This window comes from Curtobacterium sp. PvP017, from assembly GCF_054060195.1.
In genome coordinates this window covers 281,632-301,897 of sequence record NZ_JBSSCY010000001.1, presented here as the reverse complement: position 1 = coordinate 301,897, position 20,266 = coordinate 281,632, and the positions used below count along the sequence as shown (strand labels likewise).

Genomic DNA, 20,266 nt, shown 5'->3' with positions numbered 1-20,266 from the left:
CCGGCTGCCCGACCCTACCAGGGCCGGTGGGCTGCCCCCTGAGCGCCGCTGGCGGGGCGCGGCAGGGGACCGAGACGGGAGGCCCGGATCACGTTCGCGACGCGGCGGACGTGATCCGGGCCTCCCGGTCGACTGCCGTGCTTACTTCGTCAACGCTCCTGCGGCCACCGCGGCGCGCAGCGCCTCGCGCCAGTCGCGCATCGGCGCGAGGCCAGCGCGCGACCAGCCGTCATGGCCGAGCACGCTGTACGCCGGACGCGGCGCCGGACGGACGAACGCGGCGCTGTCCGTCGGCAGGACGCGCTCGGGGTCGAGGCCGAGCTCGGTGTAGATGGCACGCGTGAAGTCGAACCACGACCCCTGCCCGGCGTTCGTGCCGTGGTAGACGCCCGCGGGGGCGTCGCCGTCGACGAGCTCGACGATCCGCGCGGCGAGGTCGCCGGTCCACGTCGGCTGACCGACCTGGTCGGTGACGACGCTCACGGTGTCGTGCGAGCCGGCCAGTCGGAGCATCGTCGCGGCGAAGTTCGGCCCGTGTGCGCCGTAGATCCACGCGGTGCGGACGACGTACGAGGTGTCCGGGGCGATCTCGCGCACGAACGCCTCGCCCGCGGCCTTGGTGCGGCCGTAGGCGTTGATCGGGTCGGTCGGGGCGTCCTCGGCGTACGGGGCGGTGCCGTTACCGTCGAAGACGTAGTCCGTCGACACCGTGACGAGCTTCGCGCCGTGGCGGACCGCGGCCTCGGCCAGGAGCTTCGGACCCGTCGCGTTGACGGCGTGGGCGTCGTCCTCGTGCTCCTCTGCCTCGTCGACCTTCGTGTACGCGGCGGAGTTGATCACGACGTCGTGCCCGGCGACGGCGGCGTCCACCGCGGCCGGGTCGGTGATGTCGAGCTCGGCGCGGGACAGCGCCGTCACGTCGCGGCCAGCGAGGGCGGCCTGCAGGTCACGGCCGAGCATGCCGGCGGCGCCGGTGATGAGGTACTTGGTCATGCGATCGCTGCGCGCTCCTTGAGCGGCTCCCACCACGAACGGTTGTCGCGGTACCACTGCACGACGTCGGCCAGGCCCTGCTCGAACGGGACCTGCGGCTCGTAGCCGAGCTCGGCCCGGATCTTCGAGATGTCGACCGAGTAGCGCAGGTCGTGCCCGAGGCGGTCGGCGACCCGGTCGACGTACGACCAGTCCTTGCCGGTCGCGTCGAGGAGCAGCTGCGTGAGCTCCTTGTTGGTGAGTTCGGTGCCGCCGCCGATGTTGTAGATCTCGCCGGCGCGGCCGCGGGTCAGGACCATCGCGATGCCGCGGGTGTGGTCGTCCACGTGCAGCCAGTCGCGGATGTTGTTGCCCTCGCCGTACAGCGGGACGTGCACGTCGTCGATCAGGTTCGTGACGAACAGCGGGATGACCTTCTCGGGGAAGTGGTACGGCCCGTAGTTGTTCGAGCAGCGCGTGATCGAGAGGTTCAGCCCGTGGGTGCGGTGGTAGCTGCGGGCGAGCAGGTCGCTGCCGGCCTTCGACGCCGAGTACGGCGAGTTCGGCTCGAGCGGGCGCTCCTCGTCCCACGAGCCCTCGCTGATGGAGCCGTAGACCTCGTCGGTGGAGACGTGCACGAAGCGCTCGGTGCCGTGGCGGAGCGCGGCGTCGAGCAGGCGCTGGGTGCCGACGACGTTCGTCTCGACGAAGATGCCGGAGTCGCGGACCGACCGGTCGACGTGGGACTCGGCGGCGAAGTGCACGATCGCGTCCACCGTCGGGACGACCTCGTCGAGCTTCGCGGCGTCGCGGATGTCGCCGTGCACGAAGGTGTAGCGGGGGGAGTCGGCGACCGGGGCGAGGTTCGCTTCGTTGCCGGAGTAGGTCAGCGCGTCGTAGACGACGACCTCGGCGCCCTCGAGGCCGGGGTACGCGTCCTCCAGGGTGCGGCGGACGAAGTTCGAGCCGATGAAGCCGGCCCCTCCGGTGACGAGGATCTTCACGAGTTCTCTTTCCTGACGGTCGGTTCGTGGGTCGGCGGCGATTCTAGCGGGAGGCCGGTGACGGGGGTGGTCGTGGTGCTCGGCACGGCGGTCGTGGTGCTGGGGACGGCCGTCGCGCGCCAGACGAGTGCGACGCTCGCGACGCCCGCGACGAGGAACAGCGCGCCGGCCACCGCGATCGGGAGCGGCCCGGCGAGCGAGCCGCCGGCCATCGCCGACAGTCCGCCCGGGGTCACCCGGAACTGGACGTTCTCCCACGCACCGCGGTACGCGATGCCGATGCCGTACAGCGCGATCGCGAACGAGCCGACGGCGGCGATCCGGGCGAGCCGACGGCGCAGCTCCGGGCGCACGACCAGGGCCCGCCACGCCACGGCCTGCGACAGCACGAGCGCGACGACGGCCACGAACAGGAACCGGCCCTGCAGGCCGTTGCCCTGGTGCGTGCCGAGGTAGTTGCGCCAGTTGTAGGCCAGGGTCGCGACGACGACGAGCGCCGGCCAGACCAGGGCGATCGTCATCACCCGGCGTCCGGCGCCGCGGCGGGCGTACGACCAGCCGAGGGCGACGAGTCCGACGATCGCCAGGGCGTCGATGACCATGGGCGGCAGCGGCCACTGGTTCGCGCCGAAGTCCCCGAAGAACGAGGCGGTCAGTCCGTCCCACTGCCGACCGGCGAACGCGCCGGGGTTCGCACCGCCCGACGGGTACGGCTGCACGGTGGTCACGCCGCGCAGGGCGTCGGGCAGCAGGGTCCCGCTGACGAGCAGCGTGCGGACCCACCACCAACCGGACACTGCGGCGGCAGCGACGACGACGACACCGGCGTGCAGGGCGGACCGGCGCCACGGGCGCTGGTCGCGCTGGTCCGTCGCGGTGCGCTGGTCGCTCGCGGTGCGCTGGTCGCGTGCCAGCACGAACACGAGCACGACGAACGGCACCGCCAGCAGGCCGAGCGCGCTGATCGCCGCCAACCCGGTCACCGCCACGGCCAGTCCGGCCGTCGTCCACCACGACCGGTCGCCGGTGAGCACGCGCATGCTCAGCCACACGAGCACGGCGCCGAGCAGGATCATCGGCGCCCACGACGTCACGCCGGCGGCGACCTGTGCGAGCTGCGGCACCGCGAAGAGCAGCAGCGGCGCGACCAGGGCGGTCCGCGGCGACCGGGTCACCCGGCGGACGGTCGCCCACACGAGGACGGGCAGCGCGGTCACGAGCGCGACGTCGAACAGGCGCAGGACGAGCACCGAGGTGGCCCAGTCGTGCGCGCCGAACCGGATCAGGCGCAGGATGCCCGCGGCGACGAGCCAGTACGTCGGCGGGTTCTGCGACATCGGGTCGATCGCGGGGGAGTCGCCGGGCACCGCCGCCAGGAGCGCGTCGACCGTGGGGCGGTCGACGGCGGGCACCGGGTGCTCCACGATCTGCCGGACCGCTGCGAGGTAGTGCATCTCCCCACCGTGCGGCCATCCGAGGCCGAGTGCCAGCCGGAACGCGGCGTCGACGTGGGCGGGCTCGTCGGGGGCGCCGAACGCGGGGGTCAGCAGGGCGAAGCTGAGCAGCAGGCCCAGCCACGCGACGGTGGTCGTCCCGAGGACGATCCACTCGCGGCGGGCGGTCACGCCGTCACCTCCGGGCGGCGCATGAACCGCACGAGCAGGACCGCCGTGGCGATCAGCGCCACCGCGGCCACCGCGGCGAGCGTGAAGTTCCCGCCGGCGGCGAGCATGCCGTACTGGTCGAACTTGACGATCGAGAACTCGTCGATCCAGAACGCGGCGTCGCGGCCGAACGCCCGGAGCGCGTAGACGACCCCGTACAGGGCGATGGCGGTCGCCGCGACGGACATGCCGACGGCCAGTCGTGTGGCGCCGGCCGCCGTGACGGTCACACGCCGCCAGGCCAGGGCGCTCAGGGCGATGAGGGCGATGAGGGTGGGGTAGTAGTACCGGCCCTGAGTGCCGGCGACGATCGTGTTCCGCACGTAGCCGCCCCAGCCGCTCTGCATGTGCAGGGCGATCAGGATGACGGGGTACGACGCCAGCACGATCGCGGGCCGCAGCGACGGGCCGCGGCGGAACGCCCAGATGACGATGCCGGCGACCGAGACGATGGTCAGGCCGTCGATCAGGAACTGGGCGAACTGGAACTGCGTGAGGCCGCCGATGCTGCCCCAGAACGTACGGGTCACACCGTTCCAGTAGTCGCGCAGGAAGACCTCCGGGCTGGCGGCCGTGTCGTCCGGGAACGGCATCGACGGACGGGCGTACGCCATGCCGTCGGGCTGGATCGCGTGGTACACGAGGATGTTCCGCAGCCACCACCACCCACCGACGACGCCGGCGATGCCCAGCGTCCAGAGCGTCCGGAGCACGTTGCGCCACACGGTCGCTCGGGTACAGCCCGCCGCCATCACGGCGATGCCGACGAACGGGACGGCGGGCAGCGCGGTGCCCTTCGTCAGCAGCATCGCGCCGAGCAGCAGGCCGATCCACACCGTGGTCCGCACCCGCTGGTCGCCGGTGAGCAGCCGGACGACGAAGTACACCAGGGCGCCCGCGAGGGGCAGCATGAGGGCGTCGTTCGTGACGGAGGTCCCGATCGACGCGACCTCGGGGACCGCCAGGATCGCGGCCCCTCCGACCAGCGCCGCCCGGGGCGAACCGGTCAGCCGACGCACGGTGGCCCACGCCAGGAACGGCAGGGGCAGCACGAGCAGGGCGTCGAACAGCCGCAGGGCCATCACGGCGTGGTCCCACCGCAGGTCCTCGAAGTGCACCAGGTGGAGCACCCCGGCGGCCAGCGCGTAGTACGTCGGCGGGTGCTGCGACATCTGGTCGATGCTCGTGGGGTGCACGCCCGGGAACTCGCGCAGCAGCTCGCCCCACGTCGCGTTGTCGGCAGCCGGCTGGCGCAGGTTGCTGATCTGGGTGTCGTGCGTGGCGTTGAGGTAGTGCATCGCGCCCGGCTCCGGCCAGGCGTCACCGATCGCCAGGTGCAGGACGGCGTCGACGTGGGTCGGCTCGTCCGGCGCCTTGTAGGTGGTCGTCACGATCGCCCAGACCCCCAGGACGGCGGCGAACGCGATCGTCAGGGCGATGACGACGACGCGCTCGGCACGGCCGACCCGCGGGCGGGCGACGGTACCCGACACGGCCGGGGCCGTGTCAGTCGCCATACCGCTGCAGTTTCTGCAGGTCGAGCTGCTCCTCGGCCAGCGTGCGGTTGAGGCGGGTGAGGTCGGCGACGACGCCGATCACGATGGAGAGCAGCGCCGTGATGAGCAGCACCACACCGAGGATGATCGACTGCAGGTGGTTGCCGGGGGTCTGCATCGCGAGCAGCACCAGGTAGCGGACGAGCGGCCACAGCCCGAGCCCGCCCAGGATCACGCTGACCCAGGCGAACAGCGCCATCGGCCGGTACATCAGGTAGACGCGGGCGATCGCCGAACCGGACTCGAACATGTGCTGGAAGATGTTGCTGAACAGCCGGGACTCGCGCGTCTTCGGGTTCGTCGTGATCGGCACCGAGGCGATCGCCAGGCGCTTGTAGCCGGCCTGCACGATGGTCTCCATGCAGTAGCTGAAGCGCGTCACGATGTTCAGGCGGATCAGCGAGTACTTCGAGTAGGCGCGGAAGCCGCTCGCGGCGTCGGGCAGGTCCAGCCCGGCGGCGCGGCTGGCGACCCACGACCCGAAGCGCTGCATGAGCTTCTTGAAGCCGGAGAAGTGCTCGATCGTGCGGGTCTGCCGGTCGCCGATGACGATCTCGGCCTCCTTGCGCAGGATCGGCTGGACGAGCTCGGCGATCTGCGCCTGCGGGTACTGGTTGTCGCCGTCGGTGTTGACGACGATGTCGGCACCGTGCAGCAGCGCGTAGTCGACGCCGTCGCGGAACGACCGGGCGAGGCCCATGTTGGTGGTGTGGTGCACGAAGTGCTTGACGCCGTGTTCCTTGGCGACCTCGACGGTGCGGTCGGTGCTGCCGTCGTTGATGACCAGGATCTCGATCTCGTCGATGCCGTCGATCTCACGCGGGATCGAGTCGATGACGCTGGCGAGGGTGTTCTCCTCGTTGAGGCAGGGGATCTGGACGAATAGCTTCACGGGCTCGCTTGGTCTCGTTTCGGGAGTCGCAGCGCGCGGGGCGCGGGGCACAGAACCAGGACAGCCTATGCGATGCGCCACCTTGCTAGGCTTCCCCGGTGCAGATCCGCGAACTGAAGATCCCCGGCGCGTGGGAGTTCACGCCCGTCCAGCACGGCGACGCACGAGGAGCATTCCTCGAGGCGTACCGGGCCGACGTCCTCGAGGAGACAGTCGGTCACCCGCTGGACCTCCGCCAGGTGAACATGTCGATCTCGTCGGCCGGCGTCGCGCGGGGCATCCACTACGCCCTCGTCGCCCCGAGCCAGGCGAAGTACGTCACCGCCGTCCGTGGCGCCTTCATCGACTACATCGTCGACATCCGCGTCGGTTCGCCGACCTTCGGGCAGTGGGACTCGGTCCGCATCGACGACGTCGACCGCAAGGCCGTGTACCTCTCCGAGGGCCTCGGCCACGCGATCGTCGCGCTCGAGGACCAGTCCACCGTGAACTACCTGGTCAGCGCGCACTACAACCCGGAGCGCGAGAAGGGGATCACGATCCTCGACCCGACCGTCGGGCTGGAACTGCCGGACGGCATCGGTGAGCCGGTGCTCTCCGAGAAGGACACGAGCGCCCCGACGCTCGAGGAGGCCGCGGCCGCCGGTCTGCTGCCGACGTACGAGGAGTGCGTCGCGTACACCGAATCGCTCCGGACGAAGAAGTAGGGAACGGGTCACCGTATGAAGGGCATCATCCTCGCCGGCGGTTCCGGCACGCGCCTCTGGCCGATCACCAAGGGCATCAGCAAGCAGCTCATGCCGATCTACGACAAGCCGATGGTCTACTACCCCCTGTCGACCCTGATGATGGCCGGCATCCGCGAAGTGCTCGTCATCACGACGCCGGAGTACAACGAGCAGTTCAAGGCCCTGCTCGGCGACGGCTCCGCCTTCGGCATGGAGATCCAGTACGCCGTGCAGCCGTCCCCGGACGGACTCGCGCAGGCGTTCGTCATCGGCGAGGACTTCATCGGCGACGACAGCGTCGCCCTCGTCCTCGGCGACAACATCTTCCACGGCACCGGCCTCGGCACGAACCTGCGGAAGAACACCGAGGTCGACGGCGCGACGATCTTCGCGTACCACGTGGCCGACCCGAAGGCCTACGGCGTCGTGGAGTTCGACGACGACTTCACCGCCGTCTCCATCGAGGAGAAGCCGGCTGAGCCGAAGTCGAACTACGCCGTCCCCGGTCTGTACTTCTACGACAACAAGGTCATCGAGATCGCGAAGACGATCGAACCGAGCGCCCGCGGCGAGCTCGAGATCTCGACCGTCAACGAGCGCTACCTCGAGGCCGGCGAGCTCGGCGTCCAGGTCCTCGACCGTGGCACGGCCTGGCTCGACACCGGCACGTTCGAGTCGATGATGCAGGCGTCCGAGTACGTGAAGGTCATCGAGGACCGCCAGGGCTTCAAGATCGGCTGCATCGAGGAGATCGCCTGGCGCAACGGGTGGATCGACGACGCGCAGCTCGCCGAGCTCGCCGCACCGCTCGTCAAGGGCGGCTACGGCGTCTACCTCCAGCGGCTCCTCGGCGCCTAGCACCGCCCGTGGCGTCCGGTTCTGGGTGGTTCGGTCGCCGTCGTCGCGACACGACGGCGACCGGCCACCCCGACCGGGAGGCCCGTCCCGCGTCCGCGACGACGGCTGACGTCGTCCGCGTGGCCGGCTTCGACCGTCCCCTGCCGCACCTGGACCAGGACGTCACGGTCCTCGTCACGACCCGCTCGGACCGGCACACCGAGGTCGCCCGCCTCGTCGCCGTCGCCCGCGAGGCCTTCGGACGCGGCGTCGACGTCCGCGCCGTGAGCTACGTCGCCGACGCCTCGCCGCGCGACCCGTTCGGACGTCGGCTGCCGTGGGTCCGGACCGTGCCCGTCGACGGCCTCGGCTCGGCGATCAACGCCGGCGTCGCCGCCGGGGTCGGACGGGTCCTCGTGCTCGTCGACACCTCGGTGATGATCGACGCCGCCGGCCTCCGGGCGCTCGCCGAGACCGGAGTCCACCGCCTGGTGCAGGCCTCGGTGCGCACGGCGGACGGTTCGGCGCGGAACGGTGCACTGCTCATCCGTCCCGGCGCACTCCCGTGGTCGGACGACCGTCCGTTCGGCACGGGGGACTCGGTGTTCGGTGCCGATCAACCCGTGCTCGCTGTGCCCCGGGCCGCGATCGTCGCTGCGCCCGTGCTCACGGACGAGCCGACGACGCTCGTCGGGTGGACGCACGCGTGCGCTGTGCGCCAGCGACCGCAGTCGGGTCCCACGATCCTGGTGGAGGACGTCGGTGCGACCGTCCGACTCGCTGAACCCGGGCGGACGATCGACGCCGCTACCGTGGACGCGTTCTCGGCCTGGCGGGACGCGAGACGGGACTCGGTCGACGGCCGGGGTGCTGCAGTCTCCGCCGGGCCGCCGTTGCCGCCGTGGGGAGCGCGACCCGTGACACCGGTCCGCCGGACGACCGGCAGCGCCACCGGTCCGCTCGCCTGGTCGCTGAAGATCGCTGCGCCCGCCGGGCCGGAGGGCGACGGCTGGGGCGACGTGCACTTCGCGGCCGAGCTCGCCGGGGCACTCGAGCGCCTCGGGCAGCGCGTCCGGATCGACCGGCGTGACGCCCATGTGCGGGACGACGACGCCTCGGACGACGTGACGCTCGTGATCCGCGGGCTCGACCGGGTGCCGCCGAACCCGGCGTCCGTCAACCTGCTCTGGGTGATCAGCCACCCCGACGACGTGTCGGACACCGAGCTGCGGTCGTTCGACGCGGCGTTCGCTGCCGGTCCGGTCTGGGGTGCGACGGCTGCTGCGCGGTCGGGCGTACCGGTGCGCACGCTGCTGCAGGCGACCGACCCGTCGGTGTTCCACCCCGGAGCACGTTCGGCGACGAGTCCCGACGCCGACCGCGTGGTGTTCGTCGGCTCGACCCGCGGGACCGCACGCCCGGTGGTCTCCGATGCGGTGGCACTCGGGGCGGACCTCCGCGTGCACGGGCCCGGCTGGGAAGCACTCGTCCCCGCGGAGTCACTCGGGGAAGCATCCCTGACCCGAGCCGAGGTCGCGACGGCCTACGCCTCGGCGCGCGTGGTGCTCAACGACCACTGGCCGGACATGGCGGCAGGTGGCTTCGTGTCGAACCGGGTGTTCGACGTGCTGGCGTCCGGGGGAGTCGTCGTGACGGACGAGGTCGCCGGGCTACCCGAGGTGCTCGACGTCCCGACGCTCGCGGTCGCGCGTTCCCGTGACGAGCTCGCCGAGCTCCTGGACCCGTCGTACGCCTGGCCGACTGCTGCCGAGCGGGCCGCGGTCGCGTCGCACATCGCCGCCGAGCACTCCTTCGACGCCCGTGCCGCCGTGCTGCTCGAGGCGGCCCGTACCGAGCACGCCCGCCTCCGCGCCTGACCCGTCGCTCCGCCTCGACGAGTCCCGTCCCGAGCTGCGCCCCGCCGTGGTCATCGCGCCCCGAAGAGGCGGGGCGCGATGACCGTGCCGGGGCGCGCCCGGCGTCGATCCGGATCGGCCGTGCCCCCTACGCGGCGCGGTGGGCGACGGGGACTTCGGCGCGGGACGGGTCCGGATCCGGGTCCGACGGGAGCGTCGGGCGCCAGCTGCGGCGCAGGGCACCGAGCAGCAGGAACAGATCCATGATCGGGACGCCGCCGAACAGCGCGATCCACGCCGGCGACCCGATGTCACGGAGTCGTCGTGCGCCGAGCGCCAGGTTCGGGATGGCCGTCAGCACCCACCACACGAACAGCACCCACTGCGACGTCGGACCCTGGGCGACGACGTGCCAGCCGTCTGGGCTGCCGTTGAGGCTCAGGACGGCCTGGCCGATCCCGAGGAACCCGGGGGTGTTCTGGAAGTCGGTCATCGAGTCGTCGGCGTCCGGGATCGCGGTGGCCATCGGCACGAACGTCACGACGAGCCAGACCACGAGCAGGTCGACGGCGCGTGCCCACCAGAACTCGGCCCGGCTCGCGCGGGCACGGCGGAACGTGAACGCCCCCGTCCAGTAGCGGCGGGCGGCGTCGATCGGGCCGCAGCCGAGCCAGGGTTCGGGGTCGCGGTGCACGGCGCCGAGCCTAGCGGGGTCACGCACGGCCCCGCACGCCCCCGACCGGGCTACTTGCGTGTGACCCAGCGGGCGCGGACGGACAGGCCCACGTGCAGCACCAGGCGCAGCGGCCACAGCCACCACGCCCGGTACTTCCGCGACAGGAACCGGTACGCGCTGCGGTGGTGCTCGATCTCCATCCGGCGACGGTTCGACGACGTCGAGTGCGCCCCGGTGTGGGTGACCACGGCCGTCGGCACGTACACGTTCGCCCGACCCGAGCGACCGACGCGCTGGCCCAGGTCGACGTCCTCGAAGTACATGAAGTACGACTCGTCGAAGCCGCCGAGCTCGCGGAACAACGACGTCCGGATGAGGAAGCACGCTCCGGACAGCCAGCCGGCCTCGCGCTCGACGACCTGCGTGGTGGACCAGTACCGCTGGCTCCACGGGTTCGCCGGCCAGAACCGCGAGAACGCTGCGTGACCGAGGCCGGTCCGGAGCGACGGCAGCTGGCGTGCGGACGGGTACGTCTCGCCCTGCTCGTCGAGGATCCGCGGTCCGAACGATCCGCCGGACGGCAGCCGGTCGGCGGCGCGGACGAGTTCGTCGATCGAGCCGGGTGCGAGCACGACGTCGGGGTTCGTGACGAGCAGGAACTCGGGCCGGACGTCGGGCAGCACGTCGTCGAGGGCGCTCAGCGCGGCGTCGATGCCCCCGCCGTAGCCGCGGTTGCCCCCGGAGGACACCACGACGGCGCCGTAGGACTCACCGATCGCCCGCAGCGCGTCGATGTCGGCCGAACCGTTGTCGGCGATCACGACGGCCACCGGCTCCGACGAGGCCCCGGCGACGCTCGCCAGGAACGGCCGGATGGTCTCGCCGGTGTTGTAGGTGACCGTCAGCACCGCGACGCGGATCACCGTGCGCCCCCGGCGACGGACTCGTAGGCACCGACGTGCACGGCGGCCGTGGCCTCCCACGTGAACGAAGCGGCCCGGGCCAGCGCGGCCGCCCGGTGCGACGTGACGAGCGACGGATCGTCGAGCAGCCCCGTCATCGCGGACGCCAGCGCGTCGGCGGACGGCTCGGTGTACACGGCTGCGTCGCCGCCGACCTCGGGCAGCGACAACCGCCTCGTGGTCAGGACGCACGCGCCGGAGGCCATCGCCTCGACCACCGGCAGGCCGAAGCCCTCGCCGAGTGACGGGTAGACGACGAACTCCGCTCCGCCGAGGTAGCCGGCCAGGTCCTCGAGGGGCAGGTAGCCGGCCTCGATCACGTGCTCGTCTGGCTGCAGGGCGTCGAGGCGAGCGATCGCGGACTCGTCCCAGCCCCGGGCCCCCGACAGGACCAGCCACGGCGTGTCCGCGCCGGCGGCCGCACGCGACGTCCGCACCGTGGCGTAGGCGTCGAGCAGCGCGGTGACGTTCTTCCGCGGTTCGATGGTGCCGAGGAACGCGATCCAGGGCGCCCCTTCGGGCAGGGTCGCGGCGATCCGGGCGTCCTCGACCTCGGCGGTGGACGGCTCGTGGAACACGGCACGGTCGACGCCGAGGGGTGCGACCCGGACGTCGGCGCGGATGCCGGTCACGACCCTGGCGGCCTCGGTCGCGGTGGCCGCGCTCGGCACGATGACGACCGGCCGGGAGCGCAGGGACCGACGGCTCCACCACGTGAAGAACGTGCGCTTCAGGCGCGAGTGCCACTCGGGGTTCGAGAAGAAGGTGGCGTCGTGCAGCGTGACGACGGATCCACCGCGCCAGCCGAACGGGAACGTGTAGTGCGGGGAGTGCAGGACCCGTGCGCCGAGGCGGCGGCCGAGTGCCGGCAGCCCCGTCTGCTCCCACAGGAACCGGAGCGGCACGGAGTCGGTCCAGCCCGGCGCGGTGTGCACGGTCGCGTGCGGCGCGACGGCGGCGAAGTGCGGAGCGTGCACGGGGCGGACCACCAGGTGGACGTCGAGCGCCGGGTCGGTCAGGTGCGACACGACCCCCTCGACGTAGCGGCCCACACCGCCGAGTTCACGCGGTACCGCGGTCCCGTCGACGAGGACGGTGAGCTGCGGCACGCGTGGGTCCTTCCGAACGGGGGCGCGACGGTCGGGACCGTCGGCGGGGGAGTGACCAGGATAGCCCTCCGCGCTCATGCGCCCGGGTCCACGCTGCGGCGGGGGACGGACGCGCGCCGCGACTCGCGGAGCCGCCGGGCGAGGTGCGACGGGAGCGCCCCGACGACGTCCGCGAACGCTGCCAGGACGAGCCGGGCCTCCCGTCGGGTGGTGCCGGACAGCATCCCGCGCAGGCCGCGGAAGAGGGTGCGGGCGCTCGCCCGCAGGACGGTCGGCCACGGAGCGTGCCAGAGCGCGACGACCATCCGGTTGCGGGCGTTGCGGAAGCGGAACAGGTCGCTCTGGACGCCGGACGACGCCGAGTGGTCGTGCTCGACGACGGCGTCGGCGGCGTGTTCCACGCGCCAGCCGCGTCGGCGGAGCCGCCACGCGAGCTCCGTGTCCTCGTAGTACATGAAGAGCGACTCGTCGAGCAGGCCGACGTCGTCGAGGGCGCTCCGCCGGAGCGCGGAGGCGCCGCCGGAGAAGCCGAAGACGTCGACGTCGGCGACCCGGTCGACGGGTGCGAACCAGTCGCGGTCCATGCCGTTGCCGTCGCGGTCGACTCGGACGCCGGTCGAGTTGAGGCGCACCTCGCCGTCGGCCGACGGCGTCCACAGGTGGCCGTCGTGGTCGCGCAGCACGCGCTGGCCGGGTGCGGGCGTCGCACCGACCGGGAGGCCCGTCCAGCGTCCGGCGAGCACGATGCGGCCCGTCACGGCCGCGACCTCGGGCCCCGCCTGCGCCAGGTGGTCGCGGAGCGCCGCGACGAAGCCCGGCGCGGGGACCGCGTCGTTGTTGAGCAGCACGACGACGTCGGCGTCCGCGTGCCGGATGCCGGTGTTCGCGCCGGCTGCGAACCCGTCGTTGTGCTCCCGCGCGACGACGGTGACGTCGGGCAGGGCACGGCGGAGCACGGCGACGGAGTCGTCCGACGAGCCGTTGTCGACGACGACCACCTGGTCGGCCGCACCATCGGCGAGCACGGCACGGACGGCCGCGGTGGTCAGGTCGGCGCGCTCCCAGTTGACGACGACGACCGCGGTGCGGAGCGTGTCGTCGGTGGGGCTCAGTCCAGCTCCTCGATCGAGGGCTGCGCGTAGACGGTGCCGACGGCGTTGTCGAAGGCGGGCACCTCGAACGAGTCGCACTCCGGCATGTCGTGCAGGTGGCGGCCGGCCGAGTCCATCATCGACACGTTGATGAAGTACTTGCCGGTGCCGAACGCGGTGTCGGCGATCCGCAGGCGGAGCTTCCGGCGACCGTGCAGCGGCTGCAGTTCGAGGCCCATGATGCCGGTGGTGGTGCCGTAGACGACCTGGCCGCCGGCGTTGTTGATCTGGACCGCGGCCTCCCAGTCGGCGATGCCGTCCAGGTGCTCGAACTCCATGTCCACGACGAGGTCGTCGCCGGGCACGACCTCGGCGCGCGGCTCCTTGCCGTCGACGTGCACGCTCGCGCCGATGACCTTGCCCCGGCCGACGGCGACGTCGGTGCTGAGCTCGCCCTGGCGGCGTTCCTCGAGGACCTCGCGGAACATGCTCACGGCCTGGACGGGATCGCCGTCGTGCAGCACCTTGCCCTTGTTGAGCAGCACCACCCGGTCGCACATCTCCTGCACCTGGCTGAGCGAGTGCGTGACGATGATGATCGTCTTGCCCGCCTCTTGGAAGGTGCGGATGCGGTCGAGGCACTTGCGCTGGAACGCCTCGTCACCGACGGCCAGGACCTCGTCGACGAGCAGGACGTCGGGGTCGGTGTGCACGGCGACGGCGAACGCGAGTCGCACGTACATGCCCGATGAGTAGAACTTCACCTGGGTGTCGATGAAGTCGCCGATCCCCGAGAACGCCAGGATGTCGTCGAACTTCTCGTCGGTCTGCTTGCGGCTCAGGCCGAGCAACGACGCGTTGAGGTAGACGTTCTCGCGCCCGGACAGGTCGGGGTGGAAGCCGGCGCCGAGCTCGAGCAGCGCGGCGAGGCGACCGCGGCGGGACACCGTGCCGGAGGTCGGCTGGATGATGCCGCCGATCGCCTTGAGCAGGGTCGACTTGCCGGAGCCGTTCTGGCCGATCAGCCCGACGGTGGAGCCGGCCTGGATCGACACGGTGACGTCGTCGAGGGCCCAGAAGTCCTGGCGGTGCTTCCGGCCGGCACGACCGAGCGTGACGATGCGCTCGCGCAGGGTGTTGTCCTTGCGGACCGTGAAGCGCTTGCGGACGTGGTCGATGACGATCACGTCCGGGCGCTCGGCGGTGCCCTCGGTGGGCGTCGGTGCGACGGGGGTGCTGATGGCCATGGTCTACAGCTCCTGCGCGAAGTTGCCCTGCAGACGGGAGAACACCCGCTGCGCGCCGAGGAGGCAGAGGACACCGATGACGAACGCGATGCCGAGGCGCAGCATCAGGTGGTCCGGGTACGTGACGTCGGCCGGGTCGTGCAGCCAGATGGCGTTCTGCATGCCGAGCACGGACAGCGTCAGCGGGTTGTTCGTGTAGGCCGTGATGAGCCAGTCGGTGTTCACGGTGGCGACCACCCGCGAGTACGAGTACACGATCGGCGAGGCCCAGAGCAGGACCATCAGGCCGACGTCGATGACGAACTGGACGTCGCGCAGGTAGACGTTGAGCGCGGACAGCACCAGACCGATGGCCGCGCCGTAGACGAGGATCACGGCGAGCGAGGGGATCAGGTAGATCAGACCCTCGTGGAACGGGAAGACGCCGATGACCACCGTCGCGGCGAGCAGGATCGCGAACTGGATCGTGAAGTTCACCAGGGCCGCGCCCACGCTGGCGAGCGGGAAGACCTCGCGGGGGACGTAGACCTTCTTGATCAGTCCGGAGTTGCCGACGATCGACCCGGTCGACCCGGCGACGATCTCGCTGAAGAGCGTGTAGGCGGTCAGGCCGGTGAAGACGTAGATCGCGAAGTTGTCGATACCGTTGGCGGCGCCGAGGACCTTGCCGATGACGAAGTAGTAGATGAGCAGCTGGGTCAGCGGGCGCACGAGCGTCCACACGAACCCGAGTGCCGAGTCCTTGTACCGCGCCTTCAGGTCGCGTCGGACGAGCATCCCCAGCATCTCGCGCTGCCGGAAGACGTCGCGCAGCTCCCGCCAGGTTCCGCGGAAGGCGCTCGTCGGAGCGCCGATCACGACGAGGGGTTCCTTCGCGAGCGCCGTCATGCGGGCTTGATCGACCATACGTCTCTTCGTTCGTGGGGGCAGGACCGGAACAGCATACTCACCGGGCCCGCGCGGCAGGGATGGGCGACGGCCGTCGTGCACCCCGAGCGGGGGTGATTCCGGACCGATCCAACCCTCAACCTTCACTTTCGGGTTACCGTTGTCGCAACCCGGACCCTTGTCAACATCCACAGGACGGCCCGTCAGCATGCTCCTCGCATCCAGGCCGATCGCTGCGTTCGCGGTGGTCGGTGCCCTCAGTGTTCTCTTGGCCGGTTGTTCCGGTGGTGGCGACGACGCCACCCCGACGCCGTCCGCATCGCCGACCCGCACCGCGAGTCCGACCCCGACCGCCGACGACTCGGCGACCGCGGAGCCCACCGGCACCGCGTCGTCGCCCGCGTCCGAGGCCACCGACGACCCCACCGCCTCGGACGACGACACCCCCGGTGCCTTCCCGGGGAGCGGCTCGACCAACGAGCCGGACACCGACCCATCGGACTTCCCGGCCACCGCCGTCGTCACGTACAGCGGCTGGGACACGGCCTCGAAGACGCTGCAGGCCGGCGGACTCGTCTCGGGCACCACCGACACCAGCGGGACCTGCACGTTCACCGCGAAGAAGGGGAGTGTCACGCGCACCGCCACGAGCGCGGCGCAGGCGAGCGCGTCCTCGGTCAACTGCGCGCAGGTCGCGTTCCCCGCGGCCCAGGTCCCCAGCGGCACCTGGTTCGTCACCCTGACCTACGCCGTCGGCTCCGCGTCGACGACGTCCGACCCGATGCCGGCGGAGGTGCCGTGATGCGTTCCATCCAGACCGAGTCGGACGGACGCCGTCGCCGTCCCTTCCGGACGTCCCTCGCGCTCGTCGCGGCGCTCGCCGTCGCCGTCAGCGGGCTGACCTTCGGCACGATCCTGTCCGAGCAGACCACGACCGAGTCCGCCTCGGCCGCCGTCGCCGGCGACTTCGACCCGGGCAACATCATCAGCGACGCCAACTTCTACAACGGCTCGGCGATGAACGCCGCGGCCGTGCAGTCGTTCCTGACGAGCGTCGCCCCGAACTGCAAGAAGGCCTCCGGCGGGCCCGCCTGCCTGAAGGACTTCTCGCAGAAGATGAGCGCGATCGGTGCCGTCTCCGGCCGGTGCAGCGCCATCGCCGGCGGCACCAAGTCGGCCGCGACGATGATCGCCCAGGTCGGTGCCGCGTGCGGCATCAGCCAGAAGGTGCTCCTCGTCCTCCTGCAGAAGGAGCAGGGCATCGTCACGACGTCCTCGCCGACGTCCTACATGTACCTGCACGCCACCGGCTTCGCGTGCCCGGACACCGCTCCGTGCGACCCGGCGTACTTCGGCTTCGGCCAGCAGGTCTACGCCGCCGCCCTGCAGTTCAAGCGCTACCAGGCGTCGCCGACCTCGTGGGCGTACCAGGCGGGTCGCACCAACTCGATCCTCCTCAACCCGAACGCGGCCTGCGGTCGGAAGTCCGTCTACATCCAGAACCAGGCGACCGCGGGGCTGTACATCTACACCCCGTACACGCCGAACACCGCCGCGATGTCGAACCTGTACGGCAGCGGCGACAGCTGCTCGGCGTACGGCAACCGCAACTTCTGGCGGATGTACACCGACTGGTTCGGCTCGGCGACCGGCGGCGGCAACCCGTACGGCAACGTCGACGCCGTCACGCCGAGCTCGACCTCGTCGATCACCGTGAGCGGCTGGGCCGTGGACCCGGACACCACGAGCGCGCTCCGCGTCGCGTTCTACGTCGATGGCGCCGGGGCGAAGACCGTCACCGCGAACGTGAACCGGCCCGACCTGTCCGCCACCCTCGGCGCGAACAACCTCAAGCACGGGTTCTCGACCGAGCTGACCGGGCTGAGCGTCGGCAAGCACTCGGTCTGCACCTACGCCATCAACCAGGGCAAGGGCAGCAACACGTTGCTCGGCTGCTACACCCGCACCGTCGTGAGCGCAGCTCCGAAGGGCGCACTCGACACCGTCACCGGCAGCGCGGGCACGATCACCGCGAGCGGCTGGGTCCTCGACCCCGACTCGGCGAAGCCCGCCCCGTGGAAGATCCTGGTCGACGGCGTCAGCAAGGCGACCGGCACGGCCGACCGCACCCGCACCGACGTCGCCAAGGTCTACAAGGGCGTCGGCAGCACCCTCGGGTTCTCGAAGACGATCGGCGGCATCACGCCGGGCACCCGCACCGTGGCGCTCTACACGCAGGACAAGCCCGGCACCGACTACGTGAAGGTCGCGTCGAAGTCCGTCACCGTCAGCGCCCCCACCACCGGCAAGACCGGCAAGACCGGAGCGCTCCGCGGGTCGTACGAGTCCGTCACCGGCGGCGCGGGCACGGCCACGGTGCGCGGGTGGGCGATCGACCCGGACGTGTGGGACCCCGTCAAGTACAAGATCCACGTCGACGGCGTCAGCACGGACAGCGGTACCGCGAACGCCACCCGGACCGACGTCGAGGCGAAGCACCCGTCCTGGGGTTCGGACGTCGGCCTGGCGCTCCGCCTGACCGGGCTGAGCGCCGGCAACCACACCGTGCGGGTCTACTTCCAGGACCTGCCGAGCGGCACCTACAAGAGCTTCGGCACGAAGACCGTCAAGGTGACGTCGGCCACGGCCCCGTCGTCCGGCACCACCGGCAAGACCGGCAAGACCGGCTCGGTGACGGGCTCGTACGAGTCGGTCACCGGCGGCGTCTACAGCGCGACGGTCAAGGGCTGGGCGATCGACCCCGACGTGTGGGACCCGGTCAAGTACAAGATGCACCTGGACGGCGTCGCGATCGCCCCCGGCACGGTCAACGCCAAGCGCACCGACGTCGAGGCGGTCCACCCGGGCTGGGGATCCGACGTCGGGCTGTCCGTGCAGCTCACCGGCCTGAGCGCGGGCACGCACACCGTCCGCGTGTACTTCCAGGACCTGCCGAGCGGCACGTACAAGAGCTTCGGCACGAAGTCCTTCACGGTCATCGACCCGCCCGCGACGGGTTCCACCGGCAACGGCGGCGTGGTGAAGGGCTCGTTCGACTCCGTCACCGGCGGCAAGGGGACCATCACCGTCCGGGGCTGGGCGATCGACCCCGACGTCTGGGACCCGGTCAAGTACAAGATGCACCTGGACGGCGTCGCGATCGCACCGGGCACGGTGAACGCGACCCGCACGGACGTGCAGAAGAACTACCCGAACTGGGGTTCCGACGTCGGGCTGTCGCGGGTGCTCACCGGGCTGAAGCCCGGCACGCACACCGTGCGCGTCTACTACCAGGACCTGCCGAGCGGGACGTACAAGAGCTTCGGCACGAAGACGGTGACCGTGCAGTAGACGGTTGCCGAGACGGACGGGAGGCCCGTGGCGGATCCGCCACGGGCCTCCCGTCCGTTCCGTGGTCGCGACGTCAGTGCTGTCTGGACGTCAGCGGCGCACGCGCCGGGCCATCAGGCCCACGCCGTGCAGCAGCCGGTACTCGGGGGAGCGGGTGAGGCCCGCGAACCGCGCCGCGATCTGGTCGCGCTCCGCCTCGGCCCGGCGGCGGGCGGTGTCGTACGCGCCGACCTGCTGCTCCGACGCGACCAGTCGCCGGTTGATGTCCTGCACCCCGGCCAGGTGGACGTCGCGGTCGTGCTCGGCCTGCCGCAGGACCTCGCGCTGCGCGGTCGCCCAGCGCAGGAACGCGTTCCGCTCGCCGGACCGACCCGACGCGATCGCGACGGCCGCGTCGAGGACCGGACCGACCTGCTCGGCGCGCGCCCTAAACGAGTGCCGCTCGACGACCACGGCACGGAGCCGTGCCGTCAGGGCCGTGCGCTCGGCGCGGGGCATCGCGAGCACCCGCTCGAGCGAGGCGGCGTCGTCGAAGACCGGCACGTCGGACAGGCCGAGCTCGTCGAGGCCGAGCACGCAGTCCGTCACGGGCAGCGCCCCGGACGCGAGTGCTTCGTACAGGCGGGAGTTCAGGGTGCCGTACTCGGCGGCTGGAGCGATGACGTCGTCGACGACGAAGCCGGCGGCGCGGTACACCTCGGGCAGCGCGAAGTAGGACACCGCGGGACGCAGCTCGACGCCGGCCGTGGCCTCGACGTGGTCGACGTTCGCGGCGAACCACACGATCGGCTCGGGCGGCGCGACCTCGGCGAGCACGTCCTGCACGCGGCGGCGGACGCCCCAGAAGTTGACGGTCGTGACGGCACGGTCGGTGCGCTCGGTCGCGGTCGCTGCCGCGGTGGTGCCGGCCCCGTGCGGACGCTCGTCGGTGAACAGGTCCAGGTCGACGCCGATCGGGACCACCTCGACGGGTCCGTCGTACTGCGCCGCGACGGCGTCGCGGGCGATGCCGGACGACGTCCACACCGCGTCGAACTCGTCGAGGTAGGGCAGCGCCGCCCACTTCGCCGTCCAGTTGCGCACCCACGCGACCAGCGCGGTGCCGGCGGGGACGTACCCGGGGACGAACGACTCGATCATGCTGACCACGACGGCGGTGTCGGCGGGGACCTCCTCGCCCCAGCGCTCGAGCGGCCACATCGCGACGCCCCAGCCCTCGGCACGGAGCGCCCGCGCGAGCCCGAGCGCGACGAACAGGTCGCCCTTGCCCTCGGTCGGGTCGGCCGTCGAGACCGCGAACCGGACGGTGCCGCGCGGCCCCTCGGCGTGCGCACCGGCCGCGATGGCCGCGTACTCCTGCGCAAGGGGCGAGGACAGGGGAGTGTTCGGGATCACTGCGGCAGTCACGCGGCCCATTCTGCACGAATCGGCGG

Annotated in this window: 17 protein-coding genes; 5 read left to right on the top strand and 12 right to left on the bottom strand. The window is 71.5% G+C overall.

Annotation, left to right across the window (positions count from 1 at the left end; all coding sequences use genetic code 11):
• Nucleotides 1–141: 141 nt before the first annotated feature.
• Genes rfbD through ACVKXF_RS01400 form a run of 5 tightly spaced genes read right to left on the bottom strand, consistent with a single transcriptional unit; the run spans nt 142 to nt 6,088 of the window.
• Nucleotides 142–993, bottom strand: a complete 852-nt coding sequence (gene rfbD / locus ACVKXF_RS01420) for a dTDP-4-dehydrorhamnose reductase (protein WP_456794621.1) — start codon at nt 991–993, stop codon at nt 142–144.
• On the bottom strand, nt 990–1,976 hold the full coding sequence (gene rfbB, locus ACVKXF_RS01415; protein ID WP_123313724.1) for a dTDP-glucose 4,6-dehydratase: 987 nt from the start codon (nt 1,974–1,976) through the stop codon (nt 990–992). Before rfbB ends, rfbD begins: the two co-directional genes overlap by 4 nt.
• Nucleotides 1,973–3,601: a hypothetical protein gene (locus ACVKXF_RS01410; protein WP_456794620.1), complete on the bottom strand. Its 1,629-nt coding sequence runs from the start codon at nt 3,599–3,601 to the stop codon at nt 1,973–1,975. The genes rfbB and ACVKXF_RS01410 overlap by 4 nt, the downstream gene beginning before the upstream one ends.
• The gene (locus tag ACVKXF_RS01405) at nt 3,598–5,157 is read right to left on the bottom strand and encodes a glycosyltransferase family 39 protein (protein WP_456794619.1); all 1,560 of its coding nucleotides are present in this window, start codon (nt 5,155–5,157) and stop codon (nt 3,598–3,600) included. The genes ACVKXF_RS01410 and ACVKXF_RS01405 overlap by 4 nt, the downstream gene beginning before the upstream one ends.
• Nucleotides 5,147–6,088: a glycosyltransferase family 2 protein gene (locus ACVKXF_RS01400; protein WP_111086000.1), complete on the bottom strand. Its 942-nt coding sequence runs from the start codon at nt 6,086–6,088 to the stop codon at nt 5,147–5,149. Before ACVKXF_RS01400 ends, ACVKXF_RS01405 begins: the two co-directional genes overlap by 11 nt.
• 98 nt (nt 6,089–6,186) lie before the next feature.
• Between ACVKXF_RS01400 and ACVKXF_RS01395 the strand changes: the two genes are divergently transcribed.
• The 3 genes from ACVKXF_RS01395 to ACVKXF_RS01385 are packed head-to-tail and all read left to right on the top strand — an operon-like array spanning nt 6,187 to nt 9,530.
• Nucleotides 6,187–6,795 (top strand): dTDP-4-dehydrorhamnose 3,5-epimerase family protein, encoded by a 609-nt coding sequence (locus tag ACVKXF_RS01395; protein WP_123313721.1) that lies wholly within the window; start codon nt 6,187–6,189, stop codon nt 6,793–6,795.
• 15 nt (nt 6,796–6,810) lie between these two features.
• Nucleotides 6,811–7,674: a glucose-1-phosphate thymidylyltransferase RfbA gene (rfbA, locus tag ACVKXF_RS01390; RefSeq protein WP_111085998.1), complete on the top strand. Its 864-nt coding sequence runs from the start codon at nt 6,811–6,813 to the stop codon at nt 7,672–7,674.
• An 8-nt stretch (nt 7,675–7,682) separates the two neighbouring features.
• Nucleotides 7,683–9,530 carry a glycosyltransferase family protein gene (locus tag ACVKXF_RS01385; RefSeq protein ID WP_456794618.1) on the top strand — a complete coding sequence of 616 codons (1,848 nt, stop codon included), beginning with the start codon at nt 7,683–7,685 and terminating at the stop codon, nt 9,528–9,530.
• Between the two features lie 127 nt (nt 9,531–9,657).
• Here ACVKXF_RS01385 and ACVKXF_RS01380 read toward each other — a convergent pair whose 3' ends face one another.
• From ACVKXF_RS01380 to ACVKXF_RS01355, 6 genes are all read right to left on the bottom strand, one after another.
• Nucleotides 9,658–10,203: a DUF805 domain-containing protein gene (locus ACVKXF_RS01380; RefSeq protein ID WP_456794617.1), complete on the bottom strand. Its 546-nt coding sequence runs from the start codon at nt 10,201–10,203 to the stop codon at nt 9,658–9,660.
• 50 nt (nt 10,204–10,253) lie between these two features.
• Nucleotides 10,254–11,108: a glycosyltransferase family 2 protein gene (locus ACVKXF_RS01375; RefSeq protein ID WP_456794616.1), complete on the bottom strand. Its 855-nt coding sequence runs from the start codon at nt 11,106–11,108 to the stop codon at nt 10,254–10,256.
• Nucleotides 11,105–12,256, bottom strand: a complete 1,152-nt coding sequence (locus tag ACVKXF_RS01370; protein ID WP_456794615.1) for a glycosyltransferase family 4 protein — start codon at nt 12,254–12,256, stop codon at nt 11,105–11,107. Before ACVKXF_RS01370 ends, ACVKXF_RS01375 begins: the two co-directional genes overlap by 4 nt.
• A gap of 74 nt (nt 12,257–12,330) precedes the next feature.
• Nucleotides 12,331–13,446 (bottom strand): glycosyltransferase family 2 protein, encoded by a 1,116-nt coding sequence (locus ACVKXF_RS01365; RefSeq protein WP_456794614.1) that lies wholly within the window; start codon nt 13,444–13,446, stop codon nt 12,331–12,333.
• Nucleotides 13,365–14,594, bottom strand: a complete 1,230-nt coding sequence (locus tag ACVKXF_RS01360) for an ABC transporter ATP-binding protein (RefSeq protein ID WP_222658009.1) — start codon at nt 14,592–14,594, stop codon at nt 13,365–13,367. The genes ACVKXF_RS01365 and ACVKXF_RS01360 overlap by 82 nt, the downstream gene beginning before the upstream one ends.
• A 3-nt stretch (nt 14,595–14,597) precedes the next feature.
• Entirely contained in the window at nt 14,598–15,500 is a 903-nt protein-coding gene (locus ACVKXF_RS01355; RefSeq protein WP_123313715.1) for an ABC transporter permease, read from the bottom strand.
• Nucleotides 15,501–15,690: 190 nt separating this feature from the next.
• On the opposite strand from ACVKXF_RS01355, the gene ACVKXF_RS01350 reads away from it, so the two are divergent.
• Together ACVKXF_RS01350 and ACVKXF_RS01345 are read left to right on the top strand one after the other, a co-directional pair.
• Nucleotides 15,691–16,284 carry a hypothetical protein gene (locus tag ACVKXF_RS01350; RefSeq protein ID WP_456794613.1) on the top strand — a complete coding sequence of 198 codons (594 nt, stop codon included), beginning with the start codon at nt 15,691–15,693 and terminating at the stop codon, nt 16,282–16,284.
• Nucleotides 16,284–18,833, top strand: a complete 2,550-nt coding sequence (locus tag ACVKXF_RS01345) for a hypothetical protein (RefSeq protein ID WP_456794612.1) — start codon at nt 16,284–16,286, stop codon at nt 18,831–18,833. Before ACVKXF_RS01350 ends, ACVKXF_RS01345 begins: the two co-directional genes overlap by 1 nt.
• 90 nt (nt 18,834–18,923) lie before the next feature.
• Here ACVKXF_RS01345 and ACVKXF_RS01340 read toward each other — a convergent pair whose 3' ends face one another.
• Nucleotides 18,924–20,240 (bottom strand): glycosyltransferase family protein, encoded by a 1,317-nt coding sequence (locus tag ACVKXF_RS01340; protein WP_456794611.1) that lies wholly within the window; start codon nt 20,238–20,240, stop codon nt 18,924–18,926.
• Nucleotides 20,241–20,266 lie beyond the last annotated feature (26 nt).

Coding starts and splice junctions, on each gene's coding strand:
- rfbD (WP_456794621.1), bottom strand. CDS start 993: ATGACCAAGTACCTCATCACCGGCGCCGCCGGCATGCTCGGCCGTGAC.
- ACVKXF_RS01405 (WP_456794619.1), bottom strand. CDS start 5,157: ATGGCGACTGACACGGCCCCGGCCGTGTCGGGTACCGTCGCCCGCCCG.
- rfbA (WP_111085998.1), top strand. CDS start 6,811: ATGAAGGGCATCATCCTCGCCGGCGGTTCCGGCACGCGCCTCTGGCCG.
- ACVKXF_RS01360 (WP_222658009.1), bottom strand. CDS start 14,594: ATGGCCATCAGCACCCCCGTCGCACCGACGCCCACCGAGGGCACCGCC.
- ACVKXF_RS01355 (WP_123313715.1), bottom strand. CDS start 15,500: ATGGTCGATCAAGCCCGCATGACGGCGCTCGCGAAGGAACCCCTCGTC.
- ACVKXF_RS01350 (WP_456794613.1), top strand. CDS start 15,691: ATGCTCCTCGCATCCAGGCCGATCGCTGCGTTCGCGGTGGTCGGTGCC.
- ACVKXF_RS01345 (WP_456794612.1), top strand. CDS start 16,284: ATGCGTTCCATCCAGACCGAGTCGGACGGACGCCGTCGCCGTCCCTTC.